The organism is Ignavibacteria bacterium (assembly GCA_013177855.1).
Lineage (GTDB): Bacteria > Bacteroidota > Ignavibacteria > Ch128b > Ch128b > Ch128b.
Genome location: JABLYA010000001.1, coordinates 688,377 through 710,847 on the forward strand (window position 1 = coordinate 688,377; position 22,471 = coordinate 710,847).

14 protein-coding genes and 1 pseudogene are annotated in these 22,471 nt (G+C 31.1%); 5 read left to right on the plus strand and 10 right to left on the minus strand.

What is annotated here, in order from left to right; all coding sequences use genetic code 11:
• Positions 1-23: 23 nt before the first annotated feature.
• Together HPY57_02980 and HPY57_02985 are read left to right on the plus strand one after the other, a co-directional pair.
• Positions 24-1,691 carry an IS1182 family transposase gene (locus HPY57_02980; GenBank protein NPV10734.1) on the plus strand — a complete coding sequence of 556 codons (1,668 nt, stop codon included), beginning with the start codon at positions 24-26 and terminating at the stop codon, positions 1,689-1,691.
• A 113-nt stretch (positions 1,692-1,804) separates the two neighbouring features.
• Positions 1,805-5,557, plus strand: a complete 3,753-nt coding sequence (locus HPY57_02985; protein NPV10735.1) for a PAS domain S-box protein — start codon at positions 1,805-1,807, stop codon at positions 5,555-5,557.
• A gap of 584 nt (positions 5,558-6,141) precedes the next feature.
• Here the strand turns inward: HPY57_02985 and tnpA are convergent.
• The 6 genes and pseudogenes from tnpA to HPY57_03015 form a co-directional block, all read right to left on the minus strand.
• Positions 6,142-6,603 (minus strand): annotated as a pseudogene (gene tnpA, locus HPY57_02990) (IS200/IS605 family transposase).
• A 555-nt stretch (positions 6,604-7,158) separates the two neighbouring features.
• Positions 7,159-9,162 (minus strand): tetratricopeptide repeat protein, encoded by a 2,004-nt coding sequence (locus HPY57_02995; protein NPV10736.1) that lies wholly within the window; start codon positions 9,160-9,162, stop codon positions 7,159-7,161.
• Positions 9,163-9,174: 12 nt separating this feature from the next.
• Positions 9,175-9,984 carry a class I SAM-dependent methyltransferase gene (locus HPY57_03000; GenBank protein ID NPV10737.1) on the minus strand — a complete coding sequence of 270 codons (810 nt, stop codon included), beginning with the start codon at positions 9,982-9,984 and terminating at the stop codon, positions 9,175-9,177.
• Between the two features lies 1 nt (position 9,985).
• Positions 9,986-11,101, minus strand: a complete 1,116-nt coding sequence (locus HPY57_03005; GenBank protein ID NPV10738.1) for a glycosyltransferase family 9 protein — start codon at positions 11,099-11,101, stop codon at positions 9,986-9,988.
• Positions 11,102-11,608: 507 nt separating this feature from the next.
• Positions 11,609-13,189 carry a T9SS type A sorting domain-containing protein gene (locus HPY57_03010; protein ID NPV10739.1) on the minus strand — a complete coding sequence of 527 codons (1,581 nt, stop codon included), beginning with the start codon at positions 13,187-13,189 and terminating at the stop codon, positions 11,609-11,611.
• A gap of 1,868 nt (positions 13,190-15,057) precedes the next feature.
• Complete coding sequence (locus HPY57_03015; GenBank protein ID NPV10740.1) at positions 15,058-17,061, minus strand: S9 family peptidase; 2,004 nt, start codon at positions 17,059-17,061, stop codon at positions 15,058-15,060.
• A 150-nt stretch (positions 17,062-17,211) separates the two neighbouring features.
• Between HPY57_03015 and HPY57_03020 the strand changes: the two genes are divergently transcribed.
• Genes HPY57_03020 through HPY57_03030 form a run of 3 tightly spaced genes read left to right on the plus strand, consistent with a single transcriptional unit; the run spans position 17,212 to position 19,234 of the window.
• Positions 17,212-17,847, plus strand: a complete 636-nt coding sequence (locus HPY57_03020; GenBank protein ID NPV10741.1) for a 2,3-bisphosphoglycerate-dependent phosphoglycerate mutase — start codon at positions 17,212-17,214, stop codon at positions 17,845-17,847.
• On the plus strand, positions 17,844-18,305 hold the full coding sequence (locus HPY57_03025) for a hypothetical protein (protein NPV10742.1): 462 nt from the start codon (positions 17,844-17,846) through the stop codon (positions 18,303-18,305). Before HPY57_03020 ends, HPY57_03025 begins: the two co-directional genes overlap by 4 nt.
• The gene (locus HPY57_03030; GenBank protein NPV10743.1) at positions 18,305-19,234 is read left to right on the plus strand and encodes a hypothetical protein; all 930 of its coding nucleotides are present in this window, start codon (positions 18,305-18,307) and stop codon (positions 19,232-19,234) included. Before HPY57_03025 ends, HPY57_03030 begins: the two co-directional genes overlap by 1 nt.
• Positions 19,235-19,541: 307 nt before the next feature.
• Here the strand turns inward: HPY57_03030 and HPY57_03035 are convergent, their stop codons facing one another.
• From HPY57_03035 to HPY57_03050, 4 genes are all read right to left on the minus strand, one after another.
• Positions 19,542-20,315 carry an endonuclease III gene (locus HPY57_03035; protein NPV10744.1) on the minus strand — a complete coding sequence of 258 codons (774 nt, stop codon included), beginning with the start codon at positions 20,313-20,315 and terminating at the stop codon, positions 19,542-19,544.
• 73 nt (positions 20,316-20,388) lie between these two features.
• Entirely contained in the window at positions 20,389-20,622 is a 234-nt protein-coding gene (locus HPY57_03040) for a hypothetical protein (protein ID NPV10745.1), read from the minus strand.
• Between the two features lie 402 nt (positions 20,623-21,024).
• Positions 21,025-21,468 carry a stearoyl-CoA 9-desaturase gene (locus HPY57_03045; GenBank protein NPV10746.1) on the minus strand — a complete coding sequence of 148 codons (444 nt, stop codon included), beginning with the start codon at positions 21,466-21,468 and terminating at the stop codon, positions 21,025-21,027.
• A gap of 466 nt (positions 21,469-21,934) precedes the next feature.
• On the minus strand, positions 21,935-22,126 hold the full coding sequence (locus HPY57_03050) for a hypothetical protein (protein NPV10747.1): 192 nt from the start codon (positions 22,124-22,126) through the stop codon (positions 21,935-21,937).
• Positions 22,127-22,471 lie beyond the last annotated feature (345 nt).

The window sequence follows — 22,471 nt, forward strand, 5'->3', positions numbered from 1 at the left end:
AAGAAAAATTTAGGTGAAGAATTATGATGGATTCTCTATTTGGAGAACAAGGAATTTCAGAAATGAGAAAAAGGAAGAAGAAGAAAGGTGGTCGACAGGTATTTAAGGAATATAACCAGGCACAGCTGAAGTTGTTACCGCCATCACTTGATGAGTTAATTCCTCCAAAACACATAGTGAGAGTAATCAATCGGATAGTTGAAAATATGAACATCAAGGTTTTGGAGGCGACATACAAAGGAGGAGGAGCCAGTGCATACGATCCGAGGATGATGTTAAAAGTTGTAATATATTCATTTGTAAGTAAGATATATTCAGTTCGACAAATAGCTAAAGCACTAAGAGAGAATATTTGTTTTATGTGGTTAGCAGCTAATAATAAACCTGATTTCAGGACAATAAGTTATTTTATATTAAATCGATTAACTGGGGAAGTTCTTACAGAGATATTTACGGAGGTAATAATATATTTAATTAAGCGTAAATACATTGATATGAAGGAATATTTTGTAGATGGTTCGATCATTAAGGCAAATGCAAATAAGCATAGTTATGTATGGAGGAAGAATATTGAACGATATAGGGAGAGGATAGAATTAAAGATAAAGGATAGAATGGAAGAGATGATAAAACTAATCGAAGAGGAGAACTCAATTTATGGTGATAGAGATTTAGAAGAACTTGGAGAGTGGTCAAAGGATTTAACATCAGAAGAAGAACAAGAGAGTATAGAGAGATTAAATAAATTAATAGGTAAGATAGTCAAAGGGATAGATAGTCAAAAGGAGGTTAATAAAAGATTAGATAGAGATAGAGCCAAGCGAAGGAGACAGATAAAAAGTTTGAATAGAGAGATTAATAAGTTTGTAGAGAAGAAGAAGATATATGATGAATATCTCAGAGTGTTAAAAGATCGAAATAGTTGTTCAAAGACAGATTTGGATGCGACATTTACGAGCTTAAAGACAAAGGGAGTTGAACCGGCCTATATGGTAATGATAGGGACAGAGAATCAATTTATAATAAATGGAACAGTATGTAGAAGGTTATCAGAGGCAAAGGGATTTAAGGAACATATGGAAGAGTTACTTAAGAGAGGATTGAAGCCTGAGAGAGTGGTAGGAGATAGTGGATTTGGTTCAGAACAGAATTATGAATTTTTAGAAAAAGAAGGTATAGAGGGGTATTTGAAGTATAATACATTTAATAAAGAAGAGAAAGGGAATAAAAGACCAATTAAGGGATTTGTTAGAGACAATTTCAAATATGATAAAGCTTTGGATGTGTTTATATGTCCCGAGGGAAAAGAATTAAGATATATAAGAGATGAAGAGAGTAAAGTTGAAGATGGACATAAAAAGAAGTATCGTGTATATAGGTGTAATAGTTGTATAAGTTGCAGTTTCAGATGGGAGTGCATAAAATCAAATAATAATTATAAAGAGATAAGGTTAAACACAAAATTTGAAAGATATAAAGAAGAAGCTTTTAATAAATTAACTTCAGAAGAGGGAAAGAGGTTAAGAAAACGGCGGAATTATGAAGTAGAGAGTGTATTTGGTATTATAAAAGATGCTATGGGATTTAGAAAGTTTTTGAGACGAGGAATTGAAAAGGTTAAAAAGGAATTTAATTTAGTTTGTATTGCATATAATCTAAAGAGATTAGCAAATTTTGAAACAGCCTCTTAAAGGTGTATTTTTTTCTCCTCATATTTTTAGAGTTTCAAATGTAATTTCTTCAACATTTTTGATCTGAAAAACTTACTTTTTGGACAGGCTCGGATAAAACCAGTGAGTGTCCAATGATCACAAAAGAACTGATTTTTAATTTATTATTACTTCTTAGTGCAAGTGCAATTGCAAATCTCTTCAATATTTTACCTTCTTTTAAGCCCAGACTAAAAAATATAATACTCGGTTTTATATTTGGATTTATAACAATTCTTGGAATGATATTTCCGTATGTAATGGATCAAGGTTTAATATTTGATGGAAGATCAGTTGTTCTCAGTCTTGTTTCGTTTTTTTATGGATTCTCAAGTGGTTTAATCGCAGGTATTATTGCTTTATTTTATCGAATTTTAATTGGCGGCCCTGGAGTTTATGCAGGAACTTTAACTATTATTTTCTCAGTCGCCATTGGATTAATATTTAACTATCTATTTTTTAGGCGTAAAAAATTTGAATTAAGTAATTATACACTTATCCTGTTTAATGTAATTGTTCACATTTTTGTATATGCTTCGATGTATTCTGTATTAAGTCCTTACAGACCTCAAGTTCTTCAACAGATGGCATTTTCTTTTTTAGTTGTTTATCCAATCATTGGTTTTATAACGGGAAAAATTCTTTGGTTACAGTTAGACTACATTAACAAAGCAAATAAAATTAAAGAGAGCGAAGAAAAATTTTCAGTCTTATTCTACAGATCTATAATTCCAATGTTAATTGTTGAGAAAAGATCCCTTGTAATCATAGATGTTAATGAACCATTTTTATTACTTACAGGACAAGAAAAAAGTGAAATTCTTAATAAATCAATCAGCGAATTAAAATTATTTGAAGAAAAGTCATTAAACGATATAATAATACCTCGCCTCAGGTCTAAGGTACAATTCAAAAATTTTGAAACAGAAATATTGACTAAATCAGGACAAAAAGTCGATGTCATATTCAGCTATGATGAAATTAGTATTAATAGCGAAGATTTCTTTATAATCAGCCTGGTGGATATTACAAATCAAATAGAAGCAACTAAAGAAATTTTAAAACTAAATAGAATTTATCTTTTATTAAGTGAAATAAATCAATTAATTGTTCGAACAAAAGATGTTGATCAATTAATCAAAAATGCCTGTGAAATAGCCGTTAAAAATAGCAGCTTTCTTGCAGTATTTATTGCCTTTTATGATAAATTAAAAAACTCTCTAAAGGTTGTATATTCCGCTGGACCCGCAAAAGATTATTTTAAGAACATGGAAATTTCTGTTAATAATGAACGCTTTGAAATATACCCATCTTTAAGATGCTTTAAATTTAAAAAACAAGAAATCATAAATAATTGGGAAACCGATCCAGCGGTTGAACCGATCAGAGATTTAGCACTTAAATATGGTTTCAAATCTTCGGCTACATTTCCTTTAATCGTTCATAACGAAATTTTTGGAATTTTTGGCTTTTACTCAGCTGAAAAAAATTATTTTGACAGTCCAGAAATCGAACTTCTACAGGAGCTTTCTAAAGATATTAGTTTTGCAATTGAATCGATTGAAAACGAAAATAAACGAAAAGAAGCTGAATTTAAGCTCAAAGAAAATGTAAGATTTCTTTCAACTCTGATTAAAAATCTACCAGGTTTTATTTACAGATGCCGAAATGATCGCGATTGGACGATGGAATATATCACTCCTCAAGTTGAAGAAATAACCGGCTACAAACCAGAAGAACTAATTTATAATAGAGATTTTAGTTTTAATGATCTTATCCATCCTGATTATCGGGATTATTTATGGGAAAAATGGCAAAGAGTTTTAGCGGAAAAATCTGTGTTTGAAGATGAGTATCCAATCATCACAAAATCCGGCGAAATAAAATGGGTCTGGGAAAGAGGGCGAGGAATTTTTGATGACAATGACAATTTAATTTGTCTCGAGGGCTTTATTACTGATATTACTGAAAAGATAAAATTTAGAGACCAATTAATTGAGACAAATGAAAAATTAAAATTATTGGTTGAAGGTATCCCCTATTTCTTCTTTTATACACACGACACTGAAGGAAGAATTACATACATTTCCCCTTCAGTTGAAAAAATAACTGGATACACTGTTTCCGAATGGATTGGAAATAACAGTTGGTTTTTGACTGATAATCCAATTAATGAATTAGCTCGAGAAAACACAAGAAAAGTTTTACGTGGTGAACCGGGGAAATTTCCAATTTATATTGAAATATATCACAAGAATAGTGATAAAATAATTTTAGAAATTTTTGAAGTCCCTTACTATAAAGAAGGAAAAATTATTGGGCTGCATGGAGTTGCAAGAGATGTAACGGTTGAAAAACGATACGAAGAAAAATTAATAAAAAGCGAAGAAAAATTTAGAAAATTATTTAAAGAACATTCAGCAGTAAAAATCATATTTGATCCAGAGACGGAAAAAATATATGATGTTAATAATGCTGCCATAAAGTTTTTTGGATACGATTATAATGAAATGGTAAATATGACTATGAGAAATCTAGCTGTTGAAGCTCGTGAAAATATTTTAAAGAAAGTTACTGAAGTAAGAGAAAAAGGCTCACCATTAATAGAAACAAAATACAAACTAAAAGATGGTTCAATAAAAGATGTAGCGGTGTTCTTTAGTAATGTAGAAATCGATTCAAAAAATTATATTCATTTAATAATCATAGATATAACTGAAGCCAAAAAACTGGAAAAGGAAATAGAATTGGAGAGATATAAGTTCCAGCAGCTTTTCGATAACTCCCCAATTGCAATTACAATGATTGATAAAGCGCAAAAAATAGTGACGACAAACTCCCAATTCTTAAATTTCTTTAATCTAAAACAGGATGAGGCAACCGGGAAAATAATTACAGAGATTTGCTGCAAAGAAGATTTCGATATTACTTTAAAGAATTTTATTAACCGGGTTTTAAATGGTGATAAACAATCTACAGAAACTTATATTCAGAAATTGAATGGTGATTTTGCTTATGTACAATTGATGGGCCTTCCAATTTTTATTAGTGGCGAGATTATTGGAGCTTTTATAATGATTGTTGATATTACCAAAATCAAAAAAGCTGAAGAAGATATGCGAGCAGCAAAAGAACTCGCCGAATTGGCAAACAAAATGAAAGATACTTTTATTGCTAACATTTCTCACGAAATTCGAACTCCACTTAATGCAATTCTTGGTTACAATGAATTGATCAAAGAAATTACATTGGACTATCTGGATCAGGAAGAACAAAATTATTTTAATATTATTAAATCTGCTGGTGATAGATTGATGCGAACAATTGAAATGATTATGAATTATTCCAGGATTGTCTCGGGTGATATGCCAATAAGAAAAGAAATCATCAATCTTAATGATATTTTAGAAAATCTCTATAATGAATTTCAGATAAGAGCTACTCAAAAAAATCTTGAATTTACTCTGACAAACGAATGCGGAGATATTAAAATTTTTGCGGATAGATATTGTATCACTCAAGCTATTGCAAATTTGATAGATAATGCGATTAAATACACCAAAAAAGGTAATGTTAAAGTTTCTTTAAGACGAAATGAAAATTCTGAAATAGAATTAGAAATTTCTGATACAGGAATTGGCATTTCCGAAGAATATCAAAAAAGAATTTTCGAACCTTACACTCAGCAGGAACTCGGTTGGAATCGTCCTTACGAAGGAGTTGGGCTTGGATTGGCTCTTGTAAAAAATTATCTAAATCTGAATGGGATTGACTTAACATTTATAAGCAAAGAAAATGTAGGAACGACTTTTATTATTCACTTCAAAGGCACTGAAGTAAAGGATTAAAAGATTTTATTTGAGCATTAAAATAATGTCATCCCTTCGGGATTTTATTTTTTTGGGGTGCATTTTCATTTCTATAATAATTTCATCCTTTCAGGATTTTATTTTTTCCCGTTGTTCATAAATCTATAACAATTTCATTCCTTCGGGATTTTATTCCCGTTATTTTCAACCCTATAATAATTTCATACTTTTAGGATTTTTATGTTGATCGAATTTCTTTTTAAAATTTTTTCATTTGATCTTTGCGAAACTTTGCGTTCTTTGCGTCTCAGCGTTTAAAATCATTCTCAACATTCGTTTTTTTAATAATGTCATCCCTTCAGGATTTTATTCTTTTGGGTGCATTTTCACTTCTACAATAATTTCATCCCTTCGGGATTTTTATTTTTGGGGTGAGTTTTCATTTCTATAATAATTTCATTCTTTCAGGATTTTTATTGTTGAAAAAACTTTCCTTTCAAGATTAGAATTAAAACTAAACATTTAACCTCGAAGAGGTGAAATTATTATAGAAAAGTTTTTTGAGTTCATTTATTAAAACTCTGAAAGAGTGACATTATAGCAACTTCTAAGAAATCTAATTTTTATTCCAACCATTGAAATAAATATTCTGGTTTGTATTCAATTTCAAATTTTTTCAGAAATTCAATGTATTCATCATGGAATGTTTTCTTTTTGTGATGCTCTTCTTGTTTTAGAATATAACTGTATACTCTATTTAATTGAGAGTGTGAATATGAAAATGCTCCGTAACCTTCTTGCCATCTAAAATGGCTTTTTATGAATTTTCTCTCATTAATATATTTTGATGAATTATTCTTTATATCACGAACTAAATCTGAAATTGATGAATATGGTTTTAATCCAATTAAACAATGAACATGATCTTGTTATCCATTTACTATGATTGCCTTATGACCTTTATTTTTAATTATCCCTGAAATATATCTAAAGACTTCTCCTCTAAATTCTTTTCTCAGTAAATTTTCTCTACCCTTTACTGCAAAAATGATATGAACATAAATTTGAGTATATGTTCCTGCCATGAGAAACCTCAATTTTGAATAGAGATATTTAAACGACAATTATAAATTTTTTTAATAATGTCATCCATTCGGGATTTTTATTTTTTGGGTGCATTTTCATTTCTATAATAATGTCATCCCTTCGGGATTTTATTTTTTTGGGGTGCATTTTCATCTCTATAATAATTTCATCCTTTCAGGATTTGATCAATAGTGCATACAACTTTTTTAAAATTACATCAAATAATATTTTGCTCAACTTTGCATCTCTGTATTTAATATAATTTTCAAAATTTATTTTTCAATAATGTCATTCCTTCGGGATTTTATTCCCGTTATTTTCAACCCTATAATAATTTCATCCCTTCAGGATTTTTTGAAGGTTTGTTCAATCTATAAAGGTCCGACTACTTCGAGATATTTTTGTTTGCCCTACCTAAAAATGAATTTATCTCTCTAAGATTGTAGGTTTTATGACTCTTTTAATCATCCTGAAATGAATTTCATTAAAGCTTGTTAGTTCAAATGAGAAAATTCAACAAGTCGGTACTGATCAGAAAAAAATTTAAAGCTTCATCATTGAAGCTTCATCAATCTTTCTCTGAATATTTTTGCTTCATCAAAATTCTTTTCAACATTTTCAAGAACTGTGATTACTAATTGTATTGCTTCTTTCAAATCCGGTTTGTACTCGAGAGATTTTAGAGCGCTTTCTTTAGCTAAATCATATTTTTGTTGCAAAAAATAAACTCGTGCAAGTTCATAATGTGCTTCGTAATATTCTGGAAATAATTCAATTGCTCGTTTCAGATACGTCTCAGCATTTTCATAATCTTTTAAGAAATCATAGACATTGCCCAGAAGCAAAAGTGTACGAGATGATTTTGGATCAAGTCGTAAAGATCGCATCAGAAAGTCTAAAGCGGCTCTATAATTTCCATTTTGAACAAAAAACAAAGCCCGCTGGTTATAGAACGATGCTTCCTTCGGCATTAAATGAAATCTCTGCGGATCAAATTTAAAGACTTCCATAAATTCAAACTCGTTAATAGGAATATACACAGGTCTCTGATTAACAGCTTCAAACCAGTTCCTCATTGTCACAAAATATGAGACATTATTTTTGATAAAATAATTTTTCAAATAGTCAGATAAATTTTTGTCATTGAGATGTTCAATCACTTCAGGATTGACAAGTCCAACCATATCAATAATTTTTCTATTGCTATAAAAAGCAATTGCGCCTATATCGTGTGTTGCAATAACTTCATTTTCTTTTGTGTTCTGTTTAATCCACTCAGCTATTCTAATGTGACGGTCATAATGATATTTACCGGTGTAAGCAATCTCTTCAGCATTCTTTGGAATTTGATTTAAAGACAGTACCAGAATGAAAAGTCCAAAAGCAACATAAATTATATTCAAAAACTTACTTTGATCAGATTTACTCTTAACCTGCAAATAATTCAATATTCTCTGGAAACCATCAAAAGCTGTAAGTAAATAAATTGGAATTACAGGCATTAAATACCTTCCGAACCTGTGCGTAAATGGAAGCTGGATGTAATAAATTAAAATGAATGATAAGATAAATGAAAAATAGACAATCGATTTATTGTATTCTTTTTTGAAAATGTCCCTCACTATGAATAATATATTAAGAACAAATGGTATCCAGATAAGAATAAATTCTTTAGTCGAGAAATAGTCGATTACATCTCGCTTGAGAAAATTCTTTCTATCAGAACCAAAATAATAAGTCAATTTAGCTTTGTAAGTATTTGGCAAAATATTACCCGACAGGATGTAATTAAACAAGAAATAAGAAATTATTATAATTAGAATCGGCAGAACAAAATGAACATATCTTTTTTCTTTAATAAATTTTTCAGCAAACTCTGTCTTGAAATAAATTATTTGAATTATCAAATCAAAGGTCAAAATTGCAATTAGAATTAAACCTTCTGGTCTTGCCCATACACTTAATCCAGAAAATATTCCAGCAATTAAATAATTCTCTCTTCTATAAAAATATATAGACGAAATTATAAAAAAGATAAACATCGTTGTCTCCATCCCCGAGACAGATATCAATCCAAGTTTCGGTTGAATCGCAACCAAAATGCTTAAAACTAATGCAGCATAATTTGAATTAAACTCAAACTGAGTCAACTTGAAGAAGAAGTAAGTCATTAAACCAAAGAATAAAATTCCAATTATGTAACTTAAAATGAATTCATTTTTGATAATTAAATAAAGTAAAGCAGCCAGAAAAGTATAAAGCGGTGAGGTTGATCCTGAAGTTATAACCTGATCTTTAAAATAAGAGTAAGCACCATACTCAATTAAATTTCTTGCAAATTGTAAATGGATCCAGGGATCATCAAGCGGAAAAGAAAAAAATCCATTTTTCGAATACTGGTAAATTACATAATAGACAGGAAGAGCTATGGCAATTAAAATTGGGACAATTAGAAAAACAAATCTTAACCTTACCGCCGACACTTTTTGAAATAAAAGCGGGCTTTTGGATATAATTTTCTGATGATGTTTTTCTTTTTTAATCTTCTTCGTTTTCATTTTTACTCTGAGTTATTTTTTTGAAATGACAATTAATCCAGTGCCTTTATCTATTCTGGATTTTGTGTCGAGATAGTTTAATAAAATAAAGAAAGGTAAGATCAGGATATAATAAAAAGGTAAGAGCAATAAAAATATTTTACTCACATTTAAAAGCAGCATTGGATATTTAATTCCAATTCGCCAGGCTTTATCACCCCAGAAACCATAAGTGTAAAACCCTTCGAATGAATTAAAACCAGCTAGTTTTAATTTTTCAAACATTTCCTCCTTTGAGTAACCAGTTCGAAAATGTTCACCAATAAAACTTTCATCTTCTTCACCGTGAGCGTCACTGCCGCCAAAGATTGAAGGAGTATTAATAATTAAATATCCATCCTTCTTTAATGCACGATGAAAGTTTCTTAAAACACCAATATCGTTCTCGATATGTTCCATCACATCAACGCATACAATCAGGTCAAACTCATTATTGTATGTGATTTTTGTCAGATCATCAATTTTGAATTCGACATTTTTCAGGTTTGATTTTTTGAAAAATGTGGAAGCGTCGTTTATGTAATCTTCCTTTATATCAACAGCAAGAATTTTTGTGTTTGGGAATTTCTTAGCTATAAAGTAGGAGTATTGACCAAATCCAGTCCCTGCATCGAAGACAACCGGCGCAGATGTATTAATTTGTGGAATTATTTTTTTTAATAACTTTCTGATGTACCAGCTTCTCAGGAAAAATAAATTTAAGAGAGAGTAAAAAATCTTTCTTAGTAATAAATTCGATTTGATAAATTTTGCGAAGATATTTTTGATGGGATCGTAATGCATTTTATTCCTTCATTTGTTCAATTAATTTTTGAAATACAGTTTCGGGTTTAATTGAATTCATACAATTCGGATCAAAATCGCAATCCATCTTGTAACAAACAAGACAATCGAGGTCCGATTGAATTTTTGTAATCAATCCATAATCTTCTATTTCATTGGCAGAGGTAGGACCAAATAATGCAATTATTTTTTTCCCTAAAGCTGTTGCTGTGTGCATTGCAAGAGTATCGCCAGTAACTAATAAATCGCACAAGTTCATCAAAGCAAAAAATTGTCTGAGAGAGTTCTCTGTGCCAGTATCTACAACTCTTGTGGAATGCAATTTTGCAAGATAATTATTCCTTTCTTTTTCAAATGGACCACCGTAAAGAAAAACATAATAATCAGTTTTATCCAAAATCATTTTGATGAGAGTTTCAAATCCATCGAGCGTCCAGCTCTTAAATTTCCATCTTGTACCAGCTCCAGTGTTTAGTCCGATAATTTTTTTTGATTTATCGATATTGCTATTGAGCAAAAATTTTTTTGCAAATTCTTTTTCCTTCTCATCAAGGGTCAAAATTATTGGGAAATTTTTTGTTTTTATTTTCGCAATCTCAAGAATAATAGATTGATAAGTTTTCGTGTTTTTCTTTTTCACATCATCGAAAGCACCCATAATAAACCATTCTTCAGCTTCTTTATTTATCGGATAGACTTTGCCTTTTTCATCTAATCCGTATCCTAATTTCTCCTTACCTTTAACCGCAGAACAAATTGCTGAACTGATTGTTGATGAATCTAAATTTATTACAAGATCAAATTCTTCCACAGATAGAAAATAGTTTGTTTCGTTTTTCTCGATTTCAAGCAGACGATCTACAAGATTATTGTTATAAAAAATTTCTTTTGCACTTGAGCGAGTTATCCAAGTGATGTGAGATTGTGGATATTTTTCTTTTAGACCTGGCAGAATACAAGTTGTTCTCAAAACATCACCAACTGCATCAAGTTTAATGATTAGTATTTTAAAACTTATCGTTTCATAGTGTGGACAATCATCACATTTGATTCCAGTAAACTTATGAAACGAGCAAGGTCGATCTCCAGGAAAATGTTTACAATCTCGTTTTAACATAGCTGAAACTTATTTTTTCAAAGTTAAGAATTTCAATATTTCTTTGATTAATGTTTTCTCAGCAAAAAAATCAAAACAGAATTCAGGTTCAGAACTGTTAAACTTTATTATTAATAAATCTTAATTTATACTTAGTAATAATTTTAGTATGTGAAATTGAATTCAAAATAATTATGATACTAAGGATAAAATTTAAGTAAAATAATCTAAAACATTTTAATTTTATTTTGGTTATTCGACTTACCGTAGGCAGACCAATCGTAGTCCCTTGAGTGGGAATGAAAGGAGACAAAACAATAATGACAATTGTCGAAGGCCAATTAGCAGTAATAATATACAAAAGCGAAAGTACAAAAAGTTTGTTAAAATAGTTTAGAATATTTAGTTACTTATGAAAGATAATTTAAGATTTAAATTGGCAAGAAAATAGTTTTTAGAGTCGCTCGGCTGAGCGACTCTACGGTAAAATTTAATTTGTTAAGATTTTTCTACCTTAGGTAGATGCATCTACCGTAGGTAGACAAACTTCTTTGTCGAAGTGAATGAACCTGAACGTAGTTGATATAAATAGATTCCTGAACTCAATCCATATTTACTTGCATCAAACTCAACTTCATATTCACCGGCTTGCATTGGTTCATTTACAAGTACGGCAACTTCACGGCCGAGTAAATCAAAAACTTTCAATGTAACAAATTGTTCTGCGCTCTGATTACTGCCTACTGCATATCTTATTTTTGTTGTTGGATTGAATGGGTTGGGGTAGTTTTGATGCAGAACAAATCCATTTGGATTCTGTACTTCCAAGGAAACATCTGTAGTGTTCCGCTCTATGATTAGTTTTACCGGCATGTCAACTACCAATCCCCAATTTTGACTCGTTTCGTAAAATCCGATTGAGTTACCGCTAATTGGAATATTAGTTGGCCACACCAAATCAAGTGGTCCAATCAATCCGTAAGGTACCTCTATTACTCCCTGGATAGGAATAAAGTTTGTATCAACAATTACCTTATACCAATTCGGATAAACATCTACTGAATCTAAAATATCATTAATCGTTTGTTCAAACACTTTTGTTTTTAATGTATCTTTATAAAAAGCGATTGCTTTTAATGTATCACCAATTACATTATGCGAGAATAGGTAATGAATTTCTTTTATTTTATAAGCTTCCCAATCATCCTTTGGTCTAAATCGGCCATGTCGATAATAAATTTCATCAGTTAAAGCGTATTTAACTAAAAACCTTGCTGTATCAGGAAGATAATAAAGTGTATCTATGTCTGTTAGCGTTTGTTTCTGAACCATTGTTCCTCTGGTAGAAACTGAGTTCGAAGAGGATGATGATAGACTATTGTTTTTCGCCTGAACATAATAAAAGTATATTTGACCTCTACCAATCCCAATTTGATTATCAATAAAACTCAAAGTGTCTTTATTTGTAAAACCGATAAGTGAATAGTTGTTAGGTGGTGTTGATCCATCGAGAGAGACCCCTCTATAAATATCGTAACCTGTAACGAAGTTATCTGGAGAGGCGTTCCAAGTAAGTTTAGGATTTCCATTATAATTTGTTAAAACCAAATTAGAAGGTGGATTAGGAAGCTTACATGAATTCCCCCCTGAATTACATATTAATGAAGAGCCATTTAAGAATGTTATGTTTGCACCGGATTTAATTAAGACACTTCCTCCTTGCTCAATGACTATGTTTGTATTTACAGTTAAATTTCCTTCTATTATCAAATTACCGTAAACAATAAATTGGCAATTATTATTGAATAGTAATTGAGTATTTGGTCTTAGCGTTAAACTTACATTTTGTGCAACAGCAATTGTATAATGCGGTTTTAATGTTTTACTCCAAATGGTATTTTCTGTAATATATCCATTGAAAGTTAATGCTTTGTATGCATTCAATAATCCATTACCTATCAGTCCATAGAAGTCAAAATTGCAAATGTTGCTACTTGCCCTGTTTTGTTCATCTCTATTTGTACATGTCATTAAAATCTGATTTATAATTTTTTCGTTGTTCCATGAATGATATTTTGCAGCCAATAAAGCGACAAGACCTGATGTCATAGCGGTTGTTCCAGAAGAGTGAACTGTCCATCCATAAGTATACTGTCCAGAATTATACCAAGGCCATCTAACTAATTTTGATCCTAGAACATCTATCTTGTTATTGACATAAGAATTCAATCTCATATGAACACCATCTCCATCTAAGACTGATGCGGCGATAACATTGTTATATGAAGCGGGAAAGGTATAAGTATTGCTCGGACAATTAGAGTATGTAAAGCCACCACAAGCAATCAACACACAGTTTTTGACATTATATGCATAATTAATTATATCTTGTTCATATTGACTTGGTAGAGTATCGATGCTTGGATAGAAAAAACTCATATTGATTGCTTTAACCCCCTTGTTTGCTGCATAATAAATAGCATCTACCCAATCTCCCCCTATAGTTCCATTTTCACCAGCTTTAAGATGTAAAACTTTACTATAAAAAGATACTCCAGCCGCACCCTCATTGTTATTACCCTTTGCCGCAATTATACCGAAAATTGCCGTTCCGTGAGTAGAATTGGGATCGGGTGGAATAATGTTGTTATTTCCATTTAAAAAATTCCATCCAGCAAAATCATCTATCTTTCCATTTCCATCATCATCAATTCCATTAATATCACCTGGGTCAAATACTATTTGGTTATTAATAATCTCAAGCGTATGACCATCTCCATCTGCATCTTCACCATAATTTCCCGAACCACCAGTAATATTTTGATAAACATTATCCATACCTATATCAGGATGTCTCCAATCCAAACCATTATCAATCACGGCAACAGTAATCCCACTGTTTCCTGTTTCTACATCCCATGCTTCTGGTAGATGCATATCCCAATATGCTTTACAATTTACGGAATCAAGCAAGGGATCATTTGGTAAAAATGATGTTATCGGGATACTCATTTTTTCTACATAATCAAAGTAATCAGTGAGCAATGAATATGAATTGAATATATATTCAATATCCTCTGGAGATAAAAATTTAAATAAGTACCATCGATTAATATCATATTCATTAACATTGGGAAATTTTTGAACTACTTCAGTGCAAAGAAATAATTCATTCAATCTGTCTATGTCCTCAACTCCTGTAAATGTTATCAAGATTCCACTTTCATTATACCTTTGCTTTATATTAAAGTTAACATCTTCTTTGACTTTGATTATAAGTCTATCATTGTGAAAATTTTGTTGAGATATTGCACTTGTATTTAAAAAAAATAAAAACGCTAATAATAAAATTTGTGTTTTCATTGTATTTTTCCTCCTTAATTTTTAAGATATATTTACAATTGTTTCGCAATATCTTCCTCAAGTAAACCCTGTAGTATAAAAATATTGCCCCTTTGTTGATGAAGGATTAAATCTAACATCTTCTTTACATCTTAAACCATTGAGTAATTCTGAAAAAGAAATGAAATAATTAAGGCTATATATATGCCTGTTAATCAGTCTACAGAAAATATCTAATTTTCCAAACCCACAGACAAATTCTTTTATGCCCGAAGAAAAATATTTTGAAAAATTAAATAACATCTTTATCTCATGATTGAGATTAAGTTCTAACAAAGGTATAAATTGAAACATTGAAAAGCAAAAGTAATCTCTCATCAAAAGTCTTCAATCTCAAAAACAATTGTAGAGACACAACTATTTGTGTCTCTACTTAAATAGATATTTAAAAAATAAAATATACCTGAGAACTGTACCCGGCTTTTCACTCACTTATCGCCTGTTCATAATTTTCTTCAAGAGATAGGATTCAATCAGCTTTTAATTTTAAAATTATTTTAAAAAATCTTAGAACCGTCAAAATTAACTATTTCTTTTTTTTCACATTCCGATTTTTACTAAATACTTGTCTTTTTCTAATTTAATTTTGAAGGTTCTTCATTTTTCAAATACTTTTTGAACCAATTCAATCCTCTATTCAACATATTTAGATAATGTTGTGGTTCATTTCTAATTCCATGACCTTCTCTTGGATAAACAACAAATTCAACTGTCCTACCCAAAATTTTTAATGCCTGATACATCTCCTGTGAATTCGCAAGGTTCGTGTATTTATCTTTATCACCTTGAAGTATGAGAACAGGTGTTTTTATATTCTGTACATAAAATGCTGGTGAGCGATTTACCCAAAGATGATTCATTTCAATTGGCTTTTCCCAGTAGTAATATCCAAAATACATTTTCTCAAAAATCGGTTGCCAGGAATTTGAAAAATCGGTGAAGAAACTGAAAATTCCATACATCGAAACTGCTGCAGCAAAACGATCGGTTTGTGAAATTATCCAGTTTGTCATATACCCGCCATAACTTCCACCAATCACTCCCATTCTGGTTGAATCAACAAATCCCATTTTAATTACTTCGTCAACAGATTGCATTGCATCTTGAAAGTCACCACCACCCAAATCATAACGATTTGATTGACCAAATTTATCTGAATAGCCCGCACTGCCTCTTACATTTGGAGCGACTACGACAAAACCTTCATTTGCATAAACCTGCATTGGATAACTCTGCAAAAATGTTCTCTTGAATGCACTGTAAGGTCCGCCATGAACACACAAAATCAAAGGATATTTTTTCGATGGATCGAAATCAACTGGTTTAACTAACATTGATTCAATTTCAAACTTTTTATCGTAAGACTTAAATGAAAATATTTCAACTGACCCTTTCTTGAATTTCTTAATTTGCTCAGAATAATTAGTCAATAGTTCGATCTGATTTTTTGTCAGCTTACCGATTTCTTTCAAGAGATTTTCATTCTCATAGATGAAAAACAATTCACCATTACCCGCAATTTTTAAATTACTTATAACCGAACCATCATCAATAATTTTTTTAATTGAGTTTTTCTTAACATCAATTTGATAAATAGAATTTGTATAACCTTCATTCACCAGTGCAAAAATCAAAAAGTCCTTTGGATGCCAGATGTAATTAATTATTGAAAAACCAAAATTTTTCGTCAGATTAACTCTTGTCATATTTTGAAGATCGAGCAATTCGATATCCGTTTCGGCGAATTCAATATCAGGGACTGTCTGAGAAATGAATGAAACAAATTTCTCATCTGGAGAAGTTTGAGGTTCTGTCTCTGGTCCTTCAAAATCTGTCAATTGAGTTACAGTACCGTCAAGAGTCAATTTGTAAATATCGTGATGTTGTTCGTCATTATATTCACCGGTATAATTAGTCTGATAGAGCAAAAAATTTCCTTTTGATGAAAATCGAATATTGCTGATCCCGGCATCACCTTTAAAAATTTTTTTCAGTTGTTTGCTCGAAAAATCATAAAGCCATATTTCTTTTTTGGGATTTTCTTTTGGATAAACAATTTCATCATTTTTTGTTCTTTCTTTTTCATCAAGAATCTTTTGAAGACTATCGGAAATCTCTTCATCTGAAAGAAGTGCCAGATATTTTCCATCATTAGAGAATGTGAACTCATCAACTCCATTTGGTAATCTTAAAAAATGTTCTGCTTCACCGCCATCAATAGAAATTCTCCAGAGCTGTTTTTCACCTTTAATGGTCTTTCCATCATCACTCTGAAATTCCCTCGACGATAAGAAGTAAACAAATTTTCCATCCGGTGAGAAGGTAAAATTCCCCACTCCGGATTTGTGAGTTGTTAATTGCCGAATTTGTTTAGTTTTATTGTTCAACAAGTAAATCTGACTCGCCCACTTCGCATTTTCAAAATCTGGTTTTCGAATATTGAATGCTGTAAAATTCCCATCATTCGAAACCGAGATTGATGATGGATACTCAAGTTTGAATTGGTCTTCCAATGTAAATTTCTCTTGACCATTTAATACCTGTAAAGTAAATAAAAGAATAAAGATGAATTTACGCATATTAACTTCTCCGATAATTTTTCATTTAATTTAATTAAAGAAGATGAATTATTGAACGTGGATTTTTTGTTAATTCAATTGTTAGATATTAATTGAAGGGCAAAATTTTTATCGGTAACTTTGTAAAAATTTGAGGAGATAAAACAAAACATGGCTAAACTAATTCTATTAAGACACGGTGAATCGCAATGGAATCTTGAAAATCGTTTCACCGGCTGGGTTGATGTCCCATTAAGTCCAAGAGGCGAAGAAGAAGCCCGCAAAGCTGGTGAGAAGTTAAAAAACATTCAAATTGACAAGAGATATACTTCAGTTCTTAAGCGTGCAATCGATACAGATCGAATTGCAATGGAAGTCGCCGGAAAGCTTGATGTTCCTGTAGAAAGAGATAAAGCCTTGAATGAGAGACATTACGGTGCTCTTCAAGGATTAAATAAAGAAGAAACTGCTCAAAAATATGGCAAAGAACAAGTTCATTTATGGAGAAGAAGTTACGACATTGCTCCACCTAAAGATGTAACTCCACTAAATCCGGATGGAATTAGCGAAAGTTTGAAAGATACGGCAGATAGAGTCATTCCATACTTTTTAAATAAAATTAAACCCGACATTGATGCCGGATTAAATGTTCTCGTAACTGCTCACGGTAATTCACTGAGAGCGCTGGTGATGTATCTTGACGGATTGACAAAAGAAGAAGTTCTTGAATTAAACATTCCAACTGGAGTCCCTATTGTCTATGAATTCGAAAATGGTAAAATCGTAAATAAATATTACTTAGAATGATCAGTAAAAATTTCATACATAAAATTCTTTCTGAAGTCGAACTCGAAAAAATTGCTGAAGAGATAAAATCACAGGAACTCAGAACATCCGGCGAACTTAAAGTTTCGATTAAAAAAGGTCGCAGCCTTTTTGATAAAAGAAAAAGCATCCGAGAACTTGCAATCAGAGAATTCCACCGTCTCGGTATGACAAATACTCGAGATAGGAGTGGAATTCTCTTTTTTTTATTGTTAAATGACAGAGAGTTTTATATTCTTCCAGATATTGGTATCTCCGAAAAAATCCCGCAAACTTTCTGGGATGAACTTGCAAAGGAAGCAGAAAATTCATTCAGAGAAAAAAATTTCTTTGAAGGAATATTAAAAGTTCTTAGAAAATGCGGTGATGTTTTAGCCGAACATTTCCCCCGCAAATCAGATGATATGGACGAACTAAGTAATAAAGTGGAGATAAGTTGATGGAACAAGACTTAAAAGAAATTTTATTAAAAATTTCAATATCATTAGATAAAATTTCAAATTCACTTGAATTAATTAATAAACATTTAACGAAAAAAGCAGAAAATATTAAACCTGATAAACAAATTTTTATTGAAGACAATGCAGAGGAATTAAATGAACCTAATAAAATTGAAGATGAAAATAAAAATAATGAAACATCAAAATTAGCCTCATATTTTGCAAACAAGCAGATAATTTTAAAGTCCGCGGAAAGCACTGATTTTGTAGAACATAATTTATCAAAGCTGGCGAATTTCATTGGGAATAAACATAATTTAATAGTGCCTTTCTTAGAAAAAATTAAGAGCGCTTTAAACAATGGTCAAACTATTAAAATGGATTTAAAGTATGAAAGTCCTGAGCGTATTTCTGCTATTTGCCAATTAGGTAAAGACTTGCAGAACTTAGCTTTTTTAACAAATTTCTTTTACAGGAATTCTCCTGTTTGTGCTTTAACAGCTACCCCTAACAGGATTCCAGAAGCAATAAATTTTTTATCAGGTAAATGGGCTGAAATATATATTTCTGATACTCTAAAAAAAATTTTATTGCCTCTAAAGAATAAAATTTATTTTGAAGTTTTAATTAATCCAGTTTTCAGACTTCCAGACTCAACAGAAATCGAAATTGATATTCTATTATTAATAAATAATGAATTGTACTTGTTTGAAGTTAAAACTGGAACTTATCAAAAGTTCATACAGCAGTTCAAAAAAATTCAAAAGTATTTTAAAATCGATTCAAAAAATTGCTTTTTAATTCTTACAAACAATCAAAGTCTTAATATAGACTTGCTTTCCAATCTTTATAATTTGAATTTCGTTGAAATTCAAAACTTTAAATCACTGTTTTTATCATCGCTTAATATAAAATTAAATTTGCCTTGATCTTATAAATTTAACCATTTAATACTCTAATATTATTAATTTTATAATCCTTCCACTAAAAATTTCTACAAAACTTTCACAAAAAATTATTTACTTCTTCATTTAATCAAATTGTTTTCAAGATTTCAAAACTAAATATGTTATTTCACTTTGCAAGTATGACTTTTATTAATTCAATAGTTCAAACATTGTATTTGCCAGAAAGAATAATTTTTCTAACACCTAATTTTAATTTTCCTTATTTAGTGTATTTTCATTCTGATTTATCATAGGATTCTATGGTAAAAAAGGATGTCGGAAGGAAAAATTAATATGCTTCTGGTAAATTTTTATCTAACAATTTGAGACAAACATTGGATATAGGACATTTATTACATTCAGGATTTTGGGGATGACAATATTTCCTTCCGATTATCCAACAAGGAAAATCTAATATCCCGGGATATTCAGGATTTAATTCTCGTGCTGTTTGCAAAATAAGGTTCATATCATCTCTATAAACCAATCCTGTTCTCAAAAATATCCTCCGGACTTGAATATCATAGGAGACATCAATACCTCTTTTATCTTTGATTTCGATCTTAAAATCTCTAACTAACATATTTGTCCCCATTGAAGCTTTCTTTTGTCCAATACCTTGAAATTCTAAAAATCTTTGATGAAGTTCATTACTTTCTGGCTTATCATTCCAAATGTTTTCAACCTTCCCATTATATTTTTCAATAATATGTTGACAGGCTTTTTTAACAAACAAAGCCATTCTTCTGGGAAATCGATGAAGTTTTGGTGCCTCCATAAACACAGATATAATTTCTTCATCTGAAATACTTGCGATTTTAAAGACATCCAAGTGCCCTAATCTCTGTTTGAGTAAATAAGGAATTTCCCAGGCCTTTTCAGCCTTCATACCTTGGTCTAATAAAACAGCCAAAAAAAATGCTAGTGGATTGTTCCATATTAGTTGTTCTGCATTTGGGTTACGAGTAAAAAATATTTCTTTTTTCGAATTGAGATTTTCTAACACTTGCCCAAATTTAATTAAAGCTTTAGCAATGTTATGTTTATAATTATCAGTCATCATTTTAATGATAACTATCGAATTTATAAGATTATTTAATAAAATAATGATTAGTTAACTTAATTAAAATTTTTATTTATTGAGTTGCTTGAGAATATGAAGCATCGAACGACTGACCTTGAGCCGTAGTTGGCAAGATACCCATAAAGAATCCTCTTGATGGTAGCTGAGGTGAATCATCTGGAATAATCGTTTCAGGCTCGGTAGGAGTAGTTTCTTTTTTTTCACATCCAGATATCAAAACAACACCAATTATCATCATCGCAATAAATGCCAGTCTGATTAAATTTTTTGTTTTAATCTTGAGCATTCTATTCTCCCCTCCTTTCTATTAATTCTTTAGACCTTTTAAATATTTTTCCAAATCTTTTACCTCAACAGCGTGGTTCGGAATTTCATATAATGTCCACATGTTGCCAAAGCTCAACCGCCCTAAGGCCCCCACAAAAGTCGCAGTATTCGACGATGTGGTGAAGCCGTCGTCTTACAGGACTTGGGCGGATGAGTTTGGTCGCGCCCACTTCATGAACCATCATCTTCGAAACAGCTTCATGATTCAGCCTTCCTCTTCGAATACCCATCTTCGAAATACCGCAACCCGCCAGCAGCAACATATTGTCATATTTCGTATCAAGCCCTGGACAGAAGTTATTCAATTACACGCCAGCTGAACTAGGATGGTTAGCTGGTCGGCAATAAATATTTCCAAACTTTATCGTAATACTAGTAATACAATCAATGTAATTGGCATTAAAAAATCCGGCAAAATAATCCATGTATTGCCAGGTTCGAAATTTTTGTTCCTTATCATTTCAATAATATGAATTGCTCCAGCCCCAATTAGAAATGTCGAAAACGGAATTATCGTCGCAATCCAAAAATTGTCTCTAATCCAATAACACAAGATACCTGATATTCCAATCCCCAAAGAAACCCATCCCAGCTCTTTTTGAAAAAGATTGGACTCCCATCCTATTTTTTGGGCAACTTGCTTACTTAAAAAAACATGTCCAATAAAGTTAAAAATTCCGAAAAATCCAACTGTAAAAACTAATTGAACCAGTAATTGAGTATTGATAAAACCATATTCCGGTTTTAAGAAGTATATAATTATCCCTAAAATCCAACCACAAAGATAGCTAACTAAATAGATCATATTGTAATTCCTCCATTTTTTAATAATAATTACTTAAGTTGTTTTTGCTTTAGATACACCTCCTTGAACTACCATAAATGGCCGTGCCCACTAAGGGACCGCCACGCGGGCCTGATATGTCATATAAGGTTTTGGACTATACGAAGGTCTGCGATAGCCGATTTGGGCGAACGGAGTGAGCGTATAGCCCGTGTTATGTGAAGTAAATTTAAAGCCATTTATTTTTCAACTTGGGTATCCAAAAACTGCTTCATTAGAATAAAGGAAAATATTATTCCTTCTTTTTCAGAAAAAATTTCTTTTAAATAAATTTTTGTATACTCTATATATTTCTTAGGAAATTTGATACTTAAATATGTCATTCTCTCTTTTTGTGCTTCTCAAAATCTTTATTTTACTGTCTCCATTCCTTTATATTTGTTTAAAGATTTATCAATAGATTTTTCTTCTTCCTGCCAATTAATTATTAATTTATTAATCCAGACTTCATTCCAGCTTTCAAAAAAGAAAAATATACGACAATATTTCTAATGAATTTAAAAAGTTCACTTCCTATTTCAGCTTCCATTGGAGGTCTTGCTTTTTTAATGTGTTCAATTACCCATTTAATAGGAGGATAATTAAGCAATTCAGCGTAGACTGCAAAAACATATTCCAATACTTTTTTCCTACTTTTTTCTTTATCAACTTAGAAAATTCACAAGTGTCTGTCAAACAAATACACAGTGGTTATATGTCTTTCCGAAGCAGTCATATTTCTTTCCGAAAAGGTTATATGCCATTCCGAAGTGGTTATTTGTCCTTCCGAAACGGTTATATATGCTTCCGAAGAGGTTATATGTCTTTCCGCAATGGTTATATGTCGTTCCGAAAAGGTCATATTTGATTCCGAATAGGAAATATGTCTTTCCGAAAAGGTAATGTGTCATTCCGAATAGGTCATATGTCTTGCCGAAATGGTAATATGTGATTCCGAAAAGGTCTTTATTATCATTGAGCTTTT